At 44.6% G+C, this 17064-nt stretch carries 14 protein-coding genes; 9 read left to right on the plus strand and 5 right to left on the minus strand.

The features are described from left to right. Window positions 1-29: 29 nt before the first annotated feature. Entirely contained in the window at window positions 30-710 is a 681-nt protein-coding gene (locus V1U08_RS17945; RefSeq protein ID WP_014232371.1) for a DUF2982 domain-containing protein, read from the minus strand. 335 nt (window positions 711-1045) lie between these two features. Here V1U08_RS17945 and V1U08_RS17950 point away from each other — a divergent pair, with 335 nt between their 5' ends. The 6 genes from V1U08_RS17950 to V1U08_RS17975 all read left to right on the plus strand — a co-directional run bounded on the left by V1U08_RS17950 (window position 1046) and on the right by V1U08_RS17975 (window position 7101). Further along, complete coding sequence (locus tag V1U08_RS17950) at window positions 1046-1447, plus strand: MarR family transcriptional regulator (protein ID WP_330471157.1); 402 nt, start codon at window positions 1046-1048, stop codon at window positions 1445-1447. A 523-nt stretch (window positions 1448-1970) separates the two neighbouring features. Then, on the plus strand, window positions 1971-3059 hold the full coding sequence (locus tag V1U08_RS17955) for a TRAP transporter substrate-binding protein (protein WP_020335537.1): 1089 nt from the start codon (window positions 1971-1973) through the stop codon (window positions 3057-3059). 119 nt (window positions 3060-3178) lie between these two features. Continuing rightward, the gene (locus V1U08_RS17960; protein ID WP_014232368.1) at window positions 3179-3718 is read left to right on the plus strand and encodes a TRAP transporter small permease subunit; all 540 of its coding nucleotides are present in this window, start codon (window positions 3179-3181) and stop codon (window positions 3716-3718) included. A 12-nt stretch (window positions 3719-3730) separates the two neighbouring features. Continuing rightward, window positions 3731-5017 (plus strand): TRAP transporter large permease, encoded by a 1287-nt coding sequence (locus tag V1U08_RS17965; RefSeq protein ID WP_014232367.1) that lies wholly within the window; start codon window positions 3731-3733, stop codon window positions 5015-5017. 97 nt (window positions 5018-5114) lie between these two features. Further along, complete coding sequence (locus tag V1U08_RS17970; protein WP_118118833.1) at window positions 5115-6470, plus strand: cache domain-containing protein; 1356 nt, start codon at window positions 5115-5117, stop codon at window positions 6468-6470. Further along, window positions 6463-7101, plus strand: a complete 639-nt coding sequence (locus tag V1U08_RS17975) for a response regulator transcription factor (protein WP_330471158.1) — start codon at window positions 6463-6465, stop codon at window positions 7099-7101. The genes V1U08_RS17970 and V1U08_RS17975 overlap by 8 nt, the downstream gene beginning before the upstream one ends. A gap of 37 nt (window positions 7102-7138) precedes the next feature. Here V1U08_RS17975 and cosR read toward each other — a convergent pair whose 3' ends face one another. After that, the gene (cosR, locus tag V1U08_RS17980; protein WP_014232364.1) at window positions 7139-7627 is read right to left on the minus strand and encodes a MarR family transcriptional regulator CosR; all 489 of its coding nucleotides are present in this window, start codon (window positions 7625-7627) and stop codon (window positions 7139-7141) included. A 392-nt stretch (window positions 7628-8019) separates the two neighbouring features. Between cosR and V1U08_RS17985 the strand changes: the two genes are divergently transcribed. Continuing rightward, window positions 8020-9591 carry a BCCT family transporter gene (locus tag V1U08_RS17985; protein WP_020335534.1) on the plus strand — a complete coding sequence of 524 codons (1572 nt, stop codon included), beginning with the start codon at window positions 8020-8022 and terminating at the stop codon, window positions 9589-9591. Window positions 9592-9800: 209 nt separating this feature from the next. Then, window positions 9801-11684, plus strand: a complete 1884-nt coding sequence (locus V1U08_RS17990) for a methyl-accepting chemotaxis protein (protein WP_020335533.1) — start codon at window positions 9801-9803, stop codon at window positions 11682-11684. A gap of 70 nt (window positions 11685-11754) precedes the next feature. Here the strand turns inward: V1U08_RS17990 and V1U08_RS17995 are convergent, their stop codons facing one another. Then, window positions 11755-12474, minus strand: coding sequence for a 3'-5' exonuclease (locus V1U08_RS17995; protein ID WP_330471159.1), 720 nt, complete (start codon window positions 12472-12474; stop codon window positions 11755-11757). 8 nt (window positions 12475-12482) lie between these two features. Next, window positions 12483-14372 (minus strand): DUF294 nucleotidyltransferase-like domain-containing protein, encoded by a 1890-nt coding sequence (locus tag V1U08_RS18000; protein WP_020335529.1) that lies wholly within the window; start codon window positions 14370-14372, stop codon window positions 12483-12485. 206 nt (window positions 14373-14578) lie between these two features. Between V1U08_RS18000 and V1U08_RS18005 the strand changes: the two genes are divergently transcribed. Beyond that, complete coding sequence (locus V1U08_RS18005) at window positions 14579-15220, plus strand: outer membrane beta-barrel protein (RefSeq protein ID WP_014232359.1); 642 nt, start codon at window positions 14579-14581, stop codon at window positions 15218-15220. A 68-nt stretch (window positions 15221-15288) separates the two neighbouring features. On the opposite strand, the gene V1U08_RS18010 is transcribed toward V1U08_RS18005, so the two are convergent. After that, on the minus strand, window positions 15289-16479 hold the full coding sequence (locus V1U08_RS18010; RefSeq protein ID WP_014232358.1) for an amino acid aminotransferase: 1191 nt from the start codon (window positions 16477-16479) through the stop codon (window positions 15289-15291). Window positions 16480-17064: the final 585 nt, after the last annotated feature.

Raw genomic sequence — 17064 nt, forward strand, 5'->3', positions numbered from 1 at the left:
ATTGAATGATTTATTCGGGAAGAACAAAGTTATTTTGTCTCGAGTAAGTCTGGCTCGGCGGCAGCTAAATACCGCCGAGTTAACCCGACAAAATCTTCGGCTTCTCTATCCAAATCACTGGCTGAGATAAACACGTCGTAGCCATAAAAATCTCGCTGATATTTCATTCTGTTTGCAAGCATCGCAAGCAAGCCATCGTATTGCTTTCCCTGACTACTCAGATACGGTCTTGGATCGAGCACCATATCTTCGAACTTTTCTTCACATTGATTTTGTCTTGCTCCTAAATACAGAAGCGCACGTTGGCTCAGGAGGATTTCTGTCGCAATGCGAGGGCAAATCGCATCCAAGTAAGGAGAGTAGTGCTTTAAACGTACGCCAATCCAGGGCAGTGGTTGGTACCATCCGTCTTGTTGATAGCTACAAATACCTATCGATTCAATATTGCACCAGCGAACAACCCAACCACCCTTAAAAAGGTGTTGTTGAAAGTGGGTTGCGGTTAGCGTAAATGAGACTTGGCTTTTTTTAATCATCATAACTGCAAAGCCGACAATAACCGCCATTAATACCACAGACAATATCGCTTGCTTCCATCCAGGTGATATCAACACAAGAAACAAAGTTATTAAAGCGACAACCAACAAGGTTATTCGGGTAAGAATAGAACCAGGTTTAAAATGTGAATTTGTGAGATGTAGCGTTTCCATGCATTTAACCTCATAGAGTCAACAAAATACCCAAATGCTGTCCCGTTAATCACGATCTAATTTAACTGTGCTTCTAGGCTATTTGCGGTGCGATTACGTCATTTGTTTGGTGTGAAACAAAATGCATTTTATGGATAAAAAACCTCTGTTTTTATACCCAGTATTCAATAAAACAGTTCACAAATTACCTGTATAAATTCTAGACGCTCTGCGTTTTGAGCGCATTTTTCATCGCGTTTCGGCGCTAAAACCTACAAATTGCTTGTGAATTTTGGTATAAAACGCGCTTCAAATTTTCATCCCTGCTGATATGCAGTGAACTGGAGACATATTCAATGAGACTTGCTCATAAGCGTAAAGTGCAAATGAAATTGCAAAAGCGCATTAAAGCGACAGTAGCAAACATTGCTGCAGTACAAAAAGCAGCGAAGCCTGTTGCTGAGAAAGCAGCACCTTCTGTTAATGAGAAAGCTGTTGCCGAGAAAGTAGTAGCTGAGAAGAAAGTAGCTGTAGCGAAAACAGTAGAAGTTGCGCTAACTCCAAAACAGCAACAAGTGCTAGATATTGTTGTCGCAAATGCGGACGGTATTAACCCTAAAGGCATCGGCCTTGCTGCAGGTCAAGAAGACACTAAAGCGGCATCATGGGCAACTGGCGCTCTGAAGAAGCTTCTTGAAGAAAACCTGGTTCAAAAAGAGCAATTGGCAGGTAACAAAGTTATCTACAAAGCGATTTAGTTTTTAAATCCTCAATCTTATTAAGATAAAGCTCTCTAATACCTCGGCTATTGTCGGGGTATTTTTTCGAGCGACCTAACGTCCCATCACTCCGTGTTTCTGCTCCTTCTTTGGCAAGTCTAGCGACGTCAAAATGGCAAATGTCACAATTCTTTAAATACTTTGTAAATTTTTTGGAAAGTGACTACTTACGTGGTTTTATATTTTCGATATTTTTTAATTTCTCCTTAACTAACTGTTTTGTTTAGGTATGAAATTTTAATTGGGTTAATCTCCTACGTATAAATACGTACTACCAATGGCTAATGTATGAGTAGTAGGCAGTAAAAATTGCGTGTTCCTGCCCATTTCAGAATCAACGTTATTAATACATCTTTAGCATCAAGTTACGCCCTGTAACTCAAATGATGCTGCGCTATTTTAAGAGTCAACTTTAGACAAGCACATTGTTCGTTACTTGGTGTAATACAAATCCTTGTGAAATGGATGATAACAATAACCTTGGTGACAAAGGACGTGAACGATGAGTTTGATCCAAAAATCTCTTAAAAGAGTGCTGAAAACTACAGCTGTGGTTGCTGCGATGGCCTTCGCTGCAACTTCTGCTAATGCTGCGGAAAAAGTCTACCGCCTGAAACTTGCAGAAACATGGGGACCTAACTTTCCTATCTTCGGCGATACCACGAAAAATATGGCTAAAATGGCAGAAGAAATGTCAAACGGCCGTCTGCAAATTCGTATTGACTCAGCAAACAAGCACAAAGCACCTTTTGGCGTGTTTGACATGGTGAAATCAGGTCAATACGACATGGGCCATTCGGCGTCTTACTACTGGAAAGGCAAAGTGCCAAACACACTTTACTTTTCTTCTATGCCTTTCGGTATGTTACCTACAGAGCAGTACGCTTGGTTCTACTATGGCGGTGGCATGGAGTTAATGGACAAAGTGTACGCTCCTCATAACCTGATGTCGTTCCCTGGTGGTAACACAGATACTCAAATGGGTGGTTGGTTTCAAAAAGAAATTAAAACACTGGATGACCTTCAAGGTCTGAAAATGCGTATCCCTGGTTTTGCTGGAGAAATTTTGGCTGAACTGGGCGCTAAGCCAACCAATATCGCACCGGGTGAACTGTACACGTCTCTTGAGCGTCGCACCATTGATGCACTTGAGTGGGTTGGTCCTTCGCTAGACCTTCGCATGGGCTTCCACAAAATTGCGCCTTACTACTACACAGGTTGGCATGAGCCAGCGACAGAGCTTCAGTTCCTGGTCAACAAGCGTACTTGGGAAAAACTACCTGATGATCTGAAAGCGATCTTAAAAGTGGCAATGAAAACTGCAGCTTACGATATGTACACGCAGTCTAAACACGAAAGTGGTAAAAACTGGGCGACGATCAAGTCAGAGTACCCGAACGTAGAAGTGAAGGACTTCCCGCCAGAAGTCATGGCAGCAATGAAAGAAGCGAATGATCGCCTTCTGAAGAAACACGCGGAAGAAGATGCCTTGGCGAAAGAGATTCAAGAGTCTCAAGCTGCTTACATGGAGCAAGTTCGTCAATGGACTGATATCTCACAACGTGCTTATCTAAACAGCCAAGCTGACTAATACGTCAGTATGCTGCCCAAGCCAATTGGTTTGGGCAGCGAGTGAAGCCCAAGAAAAAACTCATAATAAAATGCTCCGCGACTTAGCGGAGCTCAACCATACGTTCCACGGAGTCAGGAATGAGAAGCCTTATTTATATTGAGCGGATGTTTAACCGCTTCAGTGATTTTTTGGGGTGGTTGTCCAGCATCCTCTTCATCTTACTGCTACTAAATGTGGTATACGACGTTGTTATGCGATACGTGTTCAACGATGTTTCTATCGCCTTTCAGGAAATGGAATGGCACCTTTTTGCCTCAGTATTTTTGCTGGGTGTACCATACGCCATCAAAGCTGGTGGTCATGTTCGAGTCGACATTTTCTACGAGCGTTTATCTTATAAAGCGCAATCCATTATCGACATAATAGGCACGTTATTTTTCCTGCTTCCTTTTTGCTTATTGGTCGCCTGGTTCGGTATCGACTTTGCTAAAGAAAGTTACGCACTAGGGGAGACTTCTGGAGACCCAGGTGGTTTGCCTTATCGTTGGATCATTAAGGCAATGATCCCATTATCATTCTTTTTTATGGCAGTGAGTGGGATTGGTTTGTTGCTGCACTCTATCAATAAAATTGTTAACCCTCATCTTATCTATGCCGGTAATAACGGTAAGTCGTAAAAGGAAGTTATTATGATCGGTATAGTCATGTTTTTTGTAGCCTTATTTGCGCTACTTCTGGGTTTCCCCGTTGCGTTTACCTTCGGTGGTATCGCACTTATTTTTGGTGTTTGGGCAGAAGGCATTGAAATGTTTGCCTTTATGCCATATCGAATTCAATCGATTATGCAAAACACGGTACTAATGGCTGTGCCGTTATTTGTGTTCATGGGGCTGGTTTTACAGAAAACCAAGCTTGCAGAACAGCTACTAGAGTCAATGGGGCGTCTGTTCGGTGGCGTTCGTGGTGGTATCGCGATTTCTACTGTACTAGTAGGGGCGTTACTTGCTGCATCTACCGGTGTTGTTGGCGCTTCTGTTGTGGCAATGGGGCTTATTTCCCTGCCTGTGATGCTCAAGTACAACTATGACAAAGGTCTGGCGTGCGGCACCATCTGTGCTTCAGGTACGCTGGGGCAAATTATCCCTCCATCGATTGTTTTGATCCTACTAGGGGACGTATTAGGTGTACCTGTTGGTGATCTTTTCCAAGCAGCGGTATGGCCGGGAATAACACTGGTTGTGGCGTATGTGATCTACATTCTGGTGTACGCCAAGTTGAACCCGCAAGCCGCTCAGCCTATCGAGCGTGATGAGTCTGTCAGCCGAAAAGAAGAAGTCATTAGCGCGCTCAAAGCGGTTCTGCCACCACTGGCTTTAATCATCGTGGTATTAGGTTCTATTTTCGCAGGTGTTGCCACGCCGACAGAATCGGCGGCATTGGGTGGTGCTGGTGCGATCGTACTTGCTGTGTTGTACAAGCAGTTCAGCTGGTCGATGGTTTATGATGCTTCAAAAGAGACGGTAAAAGTCACCGCGATGGTATTTGCGATATTGCTTGGTGCGACCGCATTCTCCATGGCATTTACGTACACTGGTGGTGATTACTTAGTCGAAGAGTGGATGTTGAGTATTCCAGGTGAAAAATGGGGCTTCCTCATCATCACCATGCTTGTCATTTTGATTCTGGGCTTCTTCATCGACTTCGTCGAAATCTGTTTCATCATCGTTCCAATCCTCGCCCCAGTTGCAGAGATGCTAGGCATTAATATGACGTGGTTTGCGATTCTGGTAGCGATGAACCTACAAACCTCTTTCCTAACGCCACCATTTGGTTTCAGTTTGTTCTACTTGAAAGGGGTGGCGCCAGCAGGGGTAACAACGCGTGATATTTATAAGGGCGTGATGCCGTTTATCGCTATTCAGATAGCCGTGCTTGCATCGCTTCTATTCTTCCCTGGCTTTTACGGAATGGGCTAAAAGGAGATTTTGTGACCTGAGAGTTTCCACCTTTTGAAACAAGTTGTTAAGCTGCTTATGCGTTGACGCTTGGAGCAGCGTTTCATGGAGGGAAGGGATGCCTCTCAAAGCAAAGTTAATTCTGCTGACACTGATACCTGTGGTATTGGTGTCAGCCAGTATCAGTTGGATTTCTATCTACCAAGCCAAGACCCTTGGTCAGCGAGAAGTGGAGCTTTTCCACCAAAACCTCATTCAGTCAAAAGAAGCGGCGCTAAAGGATACCGTCGATGTTGCTTTTGACGCCATCATTCACATCTATAACGACACAACGATTGAAGAAGATGTTGCCAAAGCTCGTGTAAAGGCAATTTTAAACCACTTAACCTATGGGTCTGATGGGTACTTTTTCGCTTACGATAAACATGGCACTAACCTTGTCCATCCAGCACAACCTGATTTAGTCGGGGAGAACCTGCTTGGCCTGCAAGATGAGAACGGTGATCGGCTCATTGAGGCACTGTTATATCAAGCACAAACAGGTGGTGGTTTTCACCAATACTTATGGCAAAAGCCGTCGACAGGTGAGGTTGTTCCTAAGCTCAGTTATGCGGGTTGGTTAGAGAAGTGGGAGTGGATGGTCGGAACCGGGCTGTACATAGAGGATGTCAGCCAGGAAGTGGCCAGCATGCGCGCGGCAGTGAATAAAAATATCGAAACGACCTTCTTTTCGGTCGTTGTGATTCTGGTCGTTACGGTTGCCGTGATCATCGTATTAACCCTTGCTATTAACTTGCACGAACATCGCCTTGCAGATAAAAACCTGAAAGAACTGGCGTATAAAACCGTGATGTTTCAGGAAGATGAGAAAAAACATTTGGCGCGCGAGCTTCATGATGGCATCAATCAGCTGTTGGTCTCTAGCAAATGCCATTTAGATCTGATGAGTCATCGTTTGGAAGACGAAAAACTCAAGCAGCACTTGGATAAATCTCAGCGCTCATTGGTTACCGCCATCAATGAAGTCCGGCATATTTCCCACCAGTTGAGGCCAAGTGCGCTGGATGATATTGGTTTGGAAGCGGCGCTTACCACTTTACTACAGGATTTTCACTCTCACTCTGGGATTGATATTGATAGCCATTTTGATACCCAGCAGCAAAAATTGACGTCGGAAGTCGCCACTACCTTATATCGCGTTGCTCAGGAATCATTGAATAACATCGAAAAGCACGCGAAAGCGAAAAAAGTGACGGTGATTTTGCAAAAAATGGGCAATATGCTGCAATTACTGATACGTGACGACGGCATTGGATTTGTCGTCAACCAAGCGGTCCATCGTCAAGGGATTGGGTTGCGAAACATGCAGGAGCGTGTTGAGTTTATTGGTGGTGAATTTGAACTAATGAGTGAACTTGGTCTGGGGACCGAAATAACCGTGCTGCTAAATTTGGATGAAGGTGTTTATGGATAAACCGATTAGTGTGTTGATTGTCGATGATCATCAGGTGGTGTTAGATGGTTTTATGGCACGGTTGGAGCTGGAGCCGGATATTGAAGTCATCGGTACCGCCAGTAACGGCTTGGAAGCAATAGAAGTAGCCAAGCATCTTCATCCAAACGTGATCCTTATGGATATCAGTATGCCCATAATGAACGGCATTGAGGCAACGGGAATCATTAAAGAGGAAGTGCCTGAGAGCCGAATTCTGATGTTAACCATGCATGACAACCGTGAGTACATCATGAAAGTGATGCAAGCGGGGGCAGTCGGTTACATGTTGAAAGAGATTTCAGCAGAGAAAATGGTTCAGGCGATCAAAACAGTTAACCAGGGTTCAACCTATTTTTGTGAGTCCGTCACCCAGACGTTGTTCACGCAAGATGTTACCCCAATCAATCAAAGGCCTAACCCACTGAGTCGCAGAGAAGAAGCGGTGCTCAAATTAGTTGCGCAGGGGAATAGCAGCAAAAAAATCGCTACATTACTGAGTATCAGTTATAGAACAGTTGAAACACATCGTCATAATATTAAGCACAAGCTAGATCTGCATTCGACCGCCGAGTTGGCCAAATATGCATTTGAGACAGGACTTACCAAATAACACAGTGCCCGCGTCAGGCGAGCACTGACGGGAGTGATTACTCAGCTTTAGGAACGGTACCAGTAATGCTGCCAATTTCAAGCATTGGGGCAACGTCAATATCTTCTGCATTCATCATGGTCGAAATACGCTGTACTGAAGAAAGTAGCAGTGTTTGTTCCCATTCTTCCAGCTTCTGGAATCGATTAATGAAATGCTCTTGTAGCGGCGTCGGTGCTTGCTTTAATACTTCTTGTCCCTGTTCTGTCAGTACAGCGTGCACTTTGCGCTTATCTTCAACGCTACGGCGACGTTCTACAAACTGATTACGCTCTAATCGATCGAGAATGGTGGTCGCTGTGGCTTGACTCATATTGGTATGGCTAGACAATTGTTTGATAGTGACATTATCTAACTCGTTGATAGCACGCATTAAAATTAGCTGAGGTGCAGTCAGACCAGACTCTTTACTCAGCTTTTTAGAGTGTAAATCAATAGCGCGGATGATCTGACGAATCGAGACCAATACTTCTTCGTACTTTTCCAATTTATTCATCCAGTCTGTAGGAACATTTAACGAGGCGACACTAACTCAAATGCTTTGTTATTTAAAGAGCTGTGTAAAAAAATTCCGTCGTTTCTCTTCCGGCACTTCTTTGATGATTCCAATTTCCATTTACAGCATGGTGGAAGTGAATCACTACGCTCTAAAATTATTATAGCAAAAATTGTTTGTGGTCTAATTATCAATGCAATGTGTTGCATTTATTTGGTCAGAAATCTCTGATTGAAAGGTAATAAATGTGGATTTTTTATGGAAAATCTAGACAAAAACACCTCAAATGTTAGGATCTTGACCCTTCACGGAATTTAAAACGTATCGTGTTCGAATGATTTTATTGTTTGGTGCGTAAAGATTACAAGAATTAGAGAGGAACGATGACAAAGGGTATAGATAAGTACAGTATCGATAGTACCGACTATACGGTAGGTCAGGATAACGTTCAAAAATGGGGGTTTGATGTACATAACCCTGTTTTTGGGATTAGTGCGGGTTTAATTGCACTGTTTCTTGTGGCTGCATTGGTTTTAGATGCACACACTGCTAAGACGGTACTTGATGGAATCAAATGGCAAATCATAGGTTCATTTGATTGGCTATTCATTATTTCAGGTAACATTTTCGTTATATTCTGCCTGGTACTGATAGTATCCCCGATGGGGAAAATCCGCCTCGGCGGTAAAGACGCAGTTTCCGATTACTCGTTCCTATCGTGGTTAGCTATGTTGTTTGCTGCAGGTATGGGTATTGGTCTTATGTTCTGGAGTGTGGCAGAACCCGTTGCTTACTTCACAGGTTGGTATGAAACACCATTAGGTGTGGAAGCAAACACCCCTGAAGCAGCGCGATTGGCATTGGGTGCAACGATGTTCCACTGGGGTCTTCACCCATGGGCCATTTACGGTGTTGTTGCGCTTTCCTTAGCTTTCTTCGCTTACAACAAAGGGCTTCCATTGTCGATGCGCTCGATCTTTTACCCACTATTGGGTGACCGTGCGTGGGGCTGGGCTGGCCACATTGTTGATATTTTAGCGGTACTGGCAACACTATTTGGTCTGGCGACATCGCTGGGTCTGGGCGCACAACAAGCCGCAAGTGGTATTCACCATGTGTTTGGTATCGAGGCTGGTATCGGGTTGCAGGTGATTGTCATCACTGTGGTGACATTACTTGCAGTGGTATCGGTTGTTCGCGGTATTGATGGCGGGGTGAAAGTCATCAGTAACATCAACATGATTGTTGCTTTCTTACTGCTTATCCTTGTTGGTTTAATTGGCTGGGCGGCTAGCCTTGGCTCTATTCCAACGACATTGATGGCATATGTAGAAAACATCATTCCACTGAGTAACCCGTTTGGCCGTACTGACGAAGCGTGGTTCCAAGGCTGGACTGTATTCTACTGGGCTTGGTGGATTTCTTGGTCACCATTCGTCGGTATGTTTATCGCGCGTGTTTCCCGTGGCCGTACAGTACGAGAGTTCATTACAGCGGTTCTGCTTGTTCCAACCGCAGTAACGGTGGTTTGGATGTCTGTATTTGGTGGTCTGGCTATCGAGCAGGTGGTTGATAAAGTGGGCGATCTAGGGGCGAATGGTCTGACTGACGTGTCACTGGCCATGTTCCAAATGTTTGATTCACTGCCATTTGGTAACATCCTGTCGTTTATTGCTATCGTTCTGGTTTTGGTGTTCTTTATTACCTCTTCAGATTCAGGCTCATTGGTTATCGACAGCATCACGGCAGGTGGTAAAGTTGACGCACCAGTGCCACAGCGAATTTTCTGGGCATTGATGGAAGGTGCCATTGCGGTTGCACTGCTGTGGATTGGTGGTTCGGAAGCTGTTCAGGCTCTGCAAGCCGGTGCCATCTCTACGGCGTTGCCATTCACTATCATCTTGCTTGCGATGTGTGTGAGCTTATTGATGGGTATGAGAACCGAGCGTCAATAGTCGGAACAAAATACTACGTTTAAAAAAGCCAGCTTAGCTGGCTTTTTTTGTGTTGTTTTTCTGACGAAAGACAAAAGAATGACACTGTTAAAGTTTATATCTTACAATAAGTTAGCAATGTAATTGATTGTTTTGAAACTTGGTGATTAGTGCCAAGAAAGTGTGTAATATTCACGCTCCTAGGTTGTCCTCCCAAATAATATAAAAATATGAAATTTTCACTAAAACAAAAACTTATCGGCGCGAGTCTTTCGGCCGTGGTTATTATGGCTGCTGCACTGACTTGGTTGTCGGCTGGTCAACTGTTTGATCAGACTTCTGCTGGTGTTTATTCCAGAGCACAAAGCTTGAGTGCCGTTGCATCGGAAGGGATTTCTGACTGGATTACCATCCGTAAAGAAATCGCCACCGCATTTAATGATTACTCGACCGAACAGGACGTTGTGCCGTTCTTACAGCAAGCACGCAAAGCTGGCGGCTTTGATGATATCTTCCTTGGTACGCCAAAAGGAGAGATGTACCGTTCTCATCCTGAGCGAAACCGTGCTGATTATGATCCGCGAACTCGCCCTTGGTATAAAGATGCCAATGTCGCGGGTAAGCAGATCATCACTGAGGCTTATCAAGACGCGATCACCAATGCGCTTTTGGTTACTATCGCTGAGCCGGTTATGAAAAATGGTCAGTTTATCGGGGTAGTCGGGGCCGATGTTCTTATCGATCAGCTTATCAGTGATGTGATCAACTTAGACGCTGGTAAAAATGCTAACGCGATGTTGATTGACATGAACCAAGGGACGTTTCTCGCTCATCCGGATAAAAGTTTGACGTTAAAGCCAATCAGCAGCTTATCGACAGACTTTTCACGACAGGCGATCGAGCGCGCTGCTGACGAAGGTAAAATTGAAAGCACGATCATCAGAGGCGTAGAAAAACTCTATTACTTCCACAAAGTGGCGGGAACGCATTGGATGTTCGCCATTGAGATGGACCGCGCGACGGAAGAAGCGGGCAATGCAGTACTGTTGCGTGACTTGCTGATCACTGCTGTGATGATCACAATCGCGGTGATTGTTGCGGTTTCTTGGCTAGTTGGCTTCTTGTTCCGCGACCTAAACCGAGTATCTCATGCACTGGAAGAAATTGCTTCTGGTGAAGGTGATTTGACTCAGCGTCTGGAACCACGTAGCGACGATGAAGTTGGTAAACTGGCAGAAAACTTTAACCGCTTTGTTGGCAACATGCATACCATGGTGACCACACTTAGCCATGTCTCTTCATCACTGTCTGAACAGGCTCGTACCACGGCCCAGCAAGCAGAGGAACGTAGTCAGCGCATTTCTTATCAGCAAGATGAAATCAACATGGTGGCGACTGCGGTTAATGAAATGGCGGCCGCTACGCAAGAAATTGCGGGTAACGCAGAAAGCACGGCTAGCCACTCAGAAGAGGCGGTAGGCGCTTGCGCTCACGGTTCTAGCCAAGTTTCACAGACGCAATCTTCAATCCAGAATCTGGCCAAAGAAGTGCAGGTTGCGACCGATGTTATTCAGGATTTGGAAGCGCACGGTAATAGCATCAATACGATTCTATCGACCATTCAAGACATCGCAGAACAAACAAACTTGCTGGCACTTAATGCGGCTATTGAAGCGGCACGAGCAGGTGAGCAAGGACGTGGCTTTGCAGTGGTTGCTGATGAAGTTCGAGTGTTGAGCCAACGTACACATGCTTCAACCAAAGAAATTCAAGAAACCATCGAGATGCTGCAGGGTACGACCAAGAAAGCGGTTGGTATCATGGGTGACAGCCGTCTTCTGGCTGATACCAGCGTTGATGATGCGAACTCAGCAGCAGCGAGTCTGACTCAAATTCATAGCGCAGTTGAGCAAATCAACGACATGGCAACACAGATCGCTTCTGCTGCTGAAGAACAAGCGTCGGTAACGACAGAGATTACTCGTAACACTGAAGGCATTCGTGATGTTTCTAACGAGCTTTCAGCAGAAGCACATCAAGCTGCGGAACAAGCCGCTTACTTGTCTGAGCTATCACATGAGCTTGAGCAGGAAATCAAACGCTTTAAGCTGTAATTTCGAAATATCTCGAGCGCGTTAAATTAAAAAGGAGCCATTGGCTCCTTTTTGTTTTTCTGGCTGTAGGCTAAAGCCAGAATTCGCTGATTGGTTGACTCTCATCGTAATGGTGCGCGATTTGTGCCTGAAGTAGTTCAGCAGTAGCAATCGCATCAGTCAGAGCGTGATGAGGAGTATAGTCCGGCAAACCATAACGGCGTCGTGATTGAGCTAATCGCAACGATTCTGGCTTTTTGCCTTTTAACGACTCCCACAGACTTCCCGGTCGCTTTTTCTGAATGTCTTCCTCTATCTGGAAAGTATCCAATACCGGGAATTCAATGCCTTCATTGATGCGATCTCGCAGTGCTTTATCGAGAAATTCACGCTCTATGCGACGATAATGCACCACCACGATCTTACCGCTTAAACAGGGCAACAGTTCATTGAGAATATCCCCCAAATCAGGCGCATCAATCAGCTCACTATGGGTAATACCGTGAATGATGACAGAGTCTTCATCCAGCTTTTGTTTCGGTCTTACTTTCCAATGACGAGCATTACGCAAAAAGATACGCTTCAGGTTAAAAGGGACCAGCCCAATCGTAATGATGTCGTTCTTATCAGGATCTAAGCCCGTAGTTTCTAAATCCAGTGCGACAAACTCAACGTCTGAAATTGGCGTATCTGGCGATGGCAATTCAGTGCCGTAAAAGGCAATTAGATTTTCATCCGTCGCCATCTCGACTTTTTGCCTAAACTTCGTGTGCCATTGGATAGTCGGCTTTTGAAAGAGCTTTTTTAACATGTTAAGCCTCACTTAAAGCTCTTGTTTGCTTGATAGCGAAACTTAAGGAAGTTTTGGCCATTACTCAGAATTTGGAAGGCATCCTTAAGGTTTCGGCGCTCAAAGTCCGACAGATTCTCCGGTTCAATATTGTTGTCAGGCTCAATGCCCATTTCAACATCGTACGCTTGGTGGCGAATTCGTACCATGGAGATGAACTCTAACGCATCTTTTAAATCTTGAGCGCGACCTTTTGGCAGAATACCGGCGTCAATAATGTCATCCAGGCGTTCAAATGAGTTCTGTGTGCGAGAGCCAACAGCCAACGCATGAACCCTGATCAAATCGACCAGCGGGGCTGTACCACGACGCTTGAGGTTGATGGAGTTTTTATGCTGCCCATCTTTTTCCACCACAAAGCTCTTAAAGAAGCCGAGTGGAGGCGTGCGGTTAAGTGCGTTACGTGCAAGACAAGCCAGGAAGCGATTGTTTTTACGGGCACGACGAACGATAAAGCTGGTTAACTGCTCTGCCCATTTTAGTCGTCCGTACACGCCGTCCAAATCAAAGAAGATGGATGCGTTGAGCAAGGCTTTCGGGTTTGGATCGTCGATCCAGTCGGCGAAACACTCTTCCCATTGTGAACGTGTCATTCTCCACATTGGGTTGGTTGCCATGATATCGCCTGTACAATATTTGTAGCCACAGGCATCTAAACCATCGCTGACAAACTGCGCTAACTCTTCAAAATATTTACCATGCTTCGACTCCTGATAGCTCTCGTCGAGAATGATAGCATTGTCTTGATCGGTAACCAGAAGCTGCTCATCACGCCCCATTGAGCCAAGCGCGAGAAAACAGTAAGGGACAGGTGGTGGACCTAACTTTTCTTCGGCCATTTCCAGTAAGCGCTGTTTGAAGCTACGACCGATTACGGACATGGCACTGCCGACCATGTGAGAATTGGCGTCCTCGTTCACTAAACGAACAAAACTGCTTTTGACTTCTTCAGCGACGGCGGCCAGCTCTTCGATGGTGTGCTGGTGGAAAATACTGCTTACAAGTAGCAATGAGTTTTGTGATTCGTAACGAACAATATCCGTTGTTTCAATGATACCGATTGGCTGTTGATCTTTCACAACAGGGAGGTGATGCACGTTATAACGCAGCATTTTCAGCATGGCTTCATAGATGTAAGCGTTATGATCGAGTGAGATAACTTCGGTAGTCATTACCGTTGCAACATCTTCATGTGGGGATAAACCCTCGGCCAGTACACGCGCGCACAAATCTCGGTCGGTGACAATACCTAATACCGGAGATTGTGGGTCGTCTTCGTCTCGCACAAAGTCCGGGTCAATAATAAGCAGAGACGAGACGTTATCTTCTGCCATAATTTTTGCTGCTTCCTGAATCGACTGGCCACGCTCGATCGTCGGAGTGTCACGCGTTAGCAACGTTTTCACTTTGGAAGTCGTGAGGTCATTGGCTTCTTTATTTTCAGAGATCGCCATACGCAGGCGCGCGCTGTTTTCTACTTCGACAAAGTCAGCAAATGAGTCGTAGTTATCGTACATTTCCTGGAAAACGTCGCCAGGGATACAGTAGATCAGGGCATCATCGATCGCTTTTACAGGAAAACGAACTTTATTATTGGTAAGCAGGCCCATCTGACCAAAAAGGTCGCCTTCATCCAGTCTGCTATAAAGTTCACCTTTACGTCGGTAAACCTCAACGACGCCACTTCTCACGACGAAGAGCTCTTGAACTTCATCTCCAAAATGGATAATCGGAGTATCTTCTCGATAATACGAAATTTCGACACTTTCGGTGACTTTGCTTAGCGCTTCTTCTGGGAGTTCGTTAAAAGGGGGATACTTGGCGAGAAAGTTATAAATCTCGAGAAGTTCTGCATCCATAAGGTTGCCTTTTGATTTTCAAGTAATAAAGTAATCTTAACTTAGTTTTAAAACAGAGTCTTACTCGTTCGTCGTTTTGAGCACTTAATCATAAGATTCCGACGTGTAACACGACAATAGTAATGTCATTCGGCTAATATCGTGGATGTCGAATGAGTAAAATCGGGTTACGAAAGCATCTATTGATTCTCATGAAAGGAAATCGAATGTTGAGAAGTTTATTACTTGTGCCACTTTGTGTTTTTTCTGCACTTAGCGGTGCTTCAGAGGCGGAACAAGCGGACAAATTTGGTTATGAACATATTTATCTAAACGTTGGTGCAGGGACAACCAACGAAGAATGGTTAGAAAATGCGAATGTTACGACGATTGATTTGGGTGGTAACTATTTAGTCACGGACAACTGGCTGTTTAATGCAGACTATTCCGCACAGTTTTTTCATCCAGACACTTACACGCTGCGCATCGATCGTTTAACGGTTGGTGGTGGTTACCGATATGGCATAACCCAACAACTCGACCTTTACGGTGTTTATCGTTTAGGTGCAATTAAGGCAAAAGCAACGGATGACGATACGGATAAAACACTGGTATCCGAATCGGAATTCCTACACGCTGCAGTATTTGGCGCTAACTATTTGCTGAGTGAAACGCTGATTGTTAACGCAGAGATCGAAGCCAATCGCAGTGATATTGTTGACGAAAACAAATATAAAATAGGCTTCAACTATCAGTGGCATGACGTCATTGGTACGGGTCTTTATTACCAATACCGAGATACGGACTACTCCGGAGCACCCTCTGATTACATCAATGAGGTGGGTTTAAGCCTCAGGTTCGTTTACTAGATTAACGTCTTAATCGAATACAAAAAAGGTCAGCAAGTGCTGACCTTTTCTTATCTTATCGCTGCAGATTAAAGAACTGCTGCAATGCCTTTACATAGTGGGCCCATGTTTGACTTAGTCATACCAGCCACACTGATTCGGCCAGAGCCGACAATGTAAATAGCGAATTCTTCTTTCAGACGGTTCACTTGCTCTTTAGATAGACCAGAGAACGAGAACATGCCGTTTTGGCGTTCGATAAAGCTAAAGTCTGCATCTACACCTTCTTCTTTCAGTGTCGCTACAAACAACTCACGCATCTCTTGGATACGATCGCGCATTTCTGCTACTTCTGCTTCCCATTCAGCACGAAGGTCAGCATCGTTTAGAATATGCGTAACAACAGCGCTACCGTGAGCTGGTGGGTTAGAGTAGATAGAACGGATGATTGCTTTAACTTGTGAGAATGCTGTTGTTGCCACTTCTTCTGACTCAGCAACAAGAGTGAAGGCACCTACACGCTCGTTGTAAAGACCGAAGTTTTTAGAGAACGAGCTAGCAACTAGGATTTCTTTGTTGTACTTAGCAAAAGTACGTAGACCCGCTGCATCTTCCTCAACACCTTTCGCGAAACCTTGGTATGCGAAGTCGAATAGAGGAAGCAATTTCTTCTCTGCAACTAGCTTAGCTAGTGTTTCCCACTCTTCTGCTGTTGGATCGATACCAGTAGGGTTGTGGCAGCAGCCGTGTAGAAGAACGATGTCGCCTTCAGAAGCAGCTTGAAGATCGTTAAGCATTGCATCGAAGTCTTTGTCTTTTGTTTCTGCGTTGTAGTAGCTGTATTGAGCAGTTTCGATGCCAGCCGCAGTGAACACACCATTGTGGTTTGCCCAAGTAGGGTTGCTGATCCAGATTTTAACGTCGCCTAGCTGACGTTTGATGAATTCACCAGCAACACGCAGTGCACCTGTACCACCTGGCGCTTGAGCTGTTTTTGCACGTTTGTCTGCAACCACTTCAGCGCTCTCGCCGAATAGCAGTTTTTGTACTGCTAGAGCGTATTCTGCAGTCCCTTCGATGGTTAGGTAAGATTTAGTTTTCTCAGTCTCAATTAGAGCTGCTTCAGCTTTCTTTACCGTAGCAAGAACAGGGGTTTCACCTTGTTCGTTTTTGTAAATACCTACGCCAAGGTTGATTTTTTCTGCGCGAGTATCTTTTTTAAATTCTTCAGTAAGACCAAGAATAGGGTCGGCCGGAGCGGCTACTACTTTTTCAAACATAATCTTCATCCATGTTAATCGAAGGGTGTGCCCGTATTTATACCTTTCAGCATTACTTGTTACAACACCTTCTGATAAGAAAACCTAAAAAAGATGCTATTAGAAATCGAATTCAAAGATAAACCAGACTTTTGGCATGCTAACAGTGCTAAGAAGGGGAGTTAGAAGCAAGCTTTATCGAGAATTGATGCTGTTTTGTACATCGAATGCAATCGTTTACTTCGAAAGTGTCTATGTGCAAAATTGTTACGGAAAAGTTACATGGTTCTGCTTAACTGATGGCATAGAAAGCCTAGGTAAACTCTTTACAAAACAAGAACGCAAAACTAACACCAGAGAATCAGATAGAGATGTTTTTGGGCTCAATTTCTTGTTCTTCTTTTTTAATGGCTTTTTGAGGTTAATGTCGGGTTTGACTGGATTGGACGAGAAACCAGATTAGACGTTGTTTTTTCTATGTCAGGATGTCTTTATTTGATTCAAAATTACGTCAACTAGAGGTCATTAGGTGAAATATTGGCAAACTTAACAGAGCATAGCTGGTTAACGAAAACACTTTCGTTGTTCTGACTCGGAGGTGTGCAT

The organism is Vibrio sp. YYF0003 (genome assembly GCF_036350715.1).
GTDB classification, from domain to species: Bacteria; Pseudomonadota; Gammaproteobacteria; order Enterobacterales; family Vibrionaceae; genus Vibrio; species Vibrio natriegens.

Bases quoted from the DNA above. Each gene is read 5' to 3' on its own strand.
- V1U08_RS17945 (WP_014232371.1), bottom strand. From the start codon at position 710: ATGGAAACGCTACATCTCACAAATTCACATTTTAAACCTGGTTCTATT.
- V1U08_RS17950 (WP_330471157.1), top strand. From the start codon at position 1,046: ATGAGACTTGCTCATAAGCGTAAAGTGCAAATGAAATTGCAAAAGCGC.
- V1U08_RS17955 (WP_020335537.1), top strand. From the start codon at position 1,971: ATGAGTTTGATCCAAAAATCTCTTAAAAGAGTGCTGAAAACTACAGCT.
- V1U08_RS17960 (WP_014232368.1), top strand. From the start codon at position 3,179: ATGAGAAGCCTTATTTATATTGAGCGGATGTTTAACCGCTTCAGTGAT.
- V1U08_RS17965 (WP_014232367.1), top strand. From the start codon at position 3,731: ATGATCGGTATAGTCATGTTTTTTGTAGCCTTATTTGCGCTACTTCTG.
- V1U08_RS17970 (WP_118118833.1), top strand. From the start codon at position 5,115: ATGCCTCTCAAAGCAAAGTTAATTCTGCTGACACTGATACCTGTGGTA.
- V1U08_RS17975 (WP_330471158.1), top strand. From the start codon at position 6,463: ATGGATAAACCGATTAGTGTGTTGATTGTCGATGATCATCAGGTGGTG.
- V1U08_RS17985 (WP_020335534.1), top strand. From the start codon at position 8,020: ATGACAAAGGGTATAGATAAGTACAGTATCGATAGTACCGACTATACG.
- V1U08_RS17990 (WP_020335533.1), top strand. From the start codon at position 9,801: ATGAAATTTTCACTAAAACAAAAACTTATCGGCGCGAGTCTTTCGGCC.
- V1U08_RS17995 (WP_330471159.1), bottom strand. From the start codon at position 12,474: ATGTTAAAAAAGCTCTTTCAAAAGCCGACTATCCAATGGCACACGAAG.
- V1U08_RS18000 (WP_020335529.1), bottom strand. From the start codon at position 14,372: ATGGATGCAGAACTTCTCGAGATTTATAACTTTCTCGCCAAGTATCCC.
- V1U08_RS18005 (WP_014232359.1), top strand. From the start codon at position 14,579: ATGTTGAGAAGTTTATTACTTGTGCCACTTTGTGTTTTTTCTGCACTT.
- V1U08_RS18010 (WP_014232358.1), bottom strand. From the start codon at position 16,479: ATGTTTGAAAAAGTAGTAGCCGCTCCGGCCGACCCTATTCTTGGTCTT.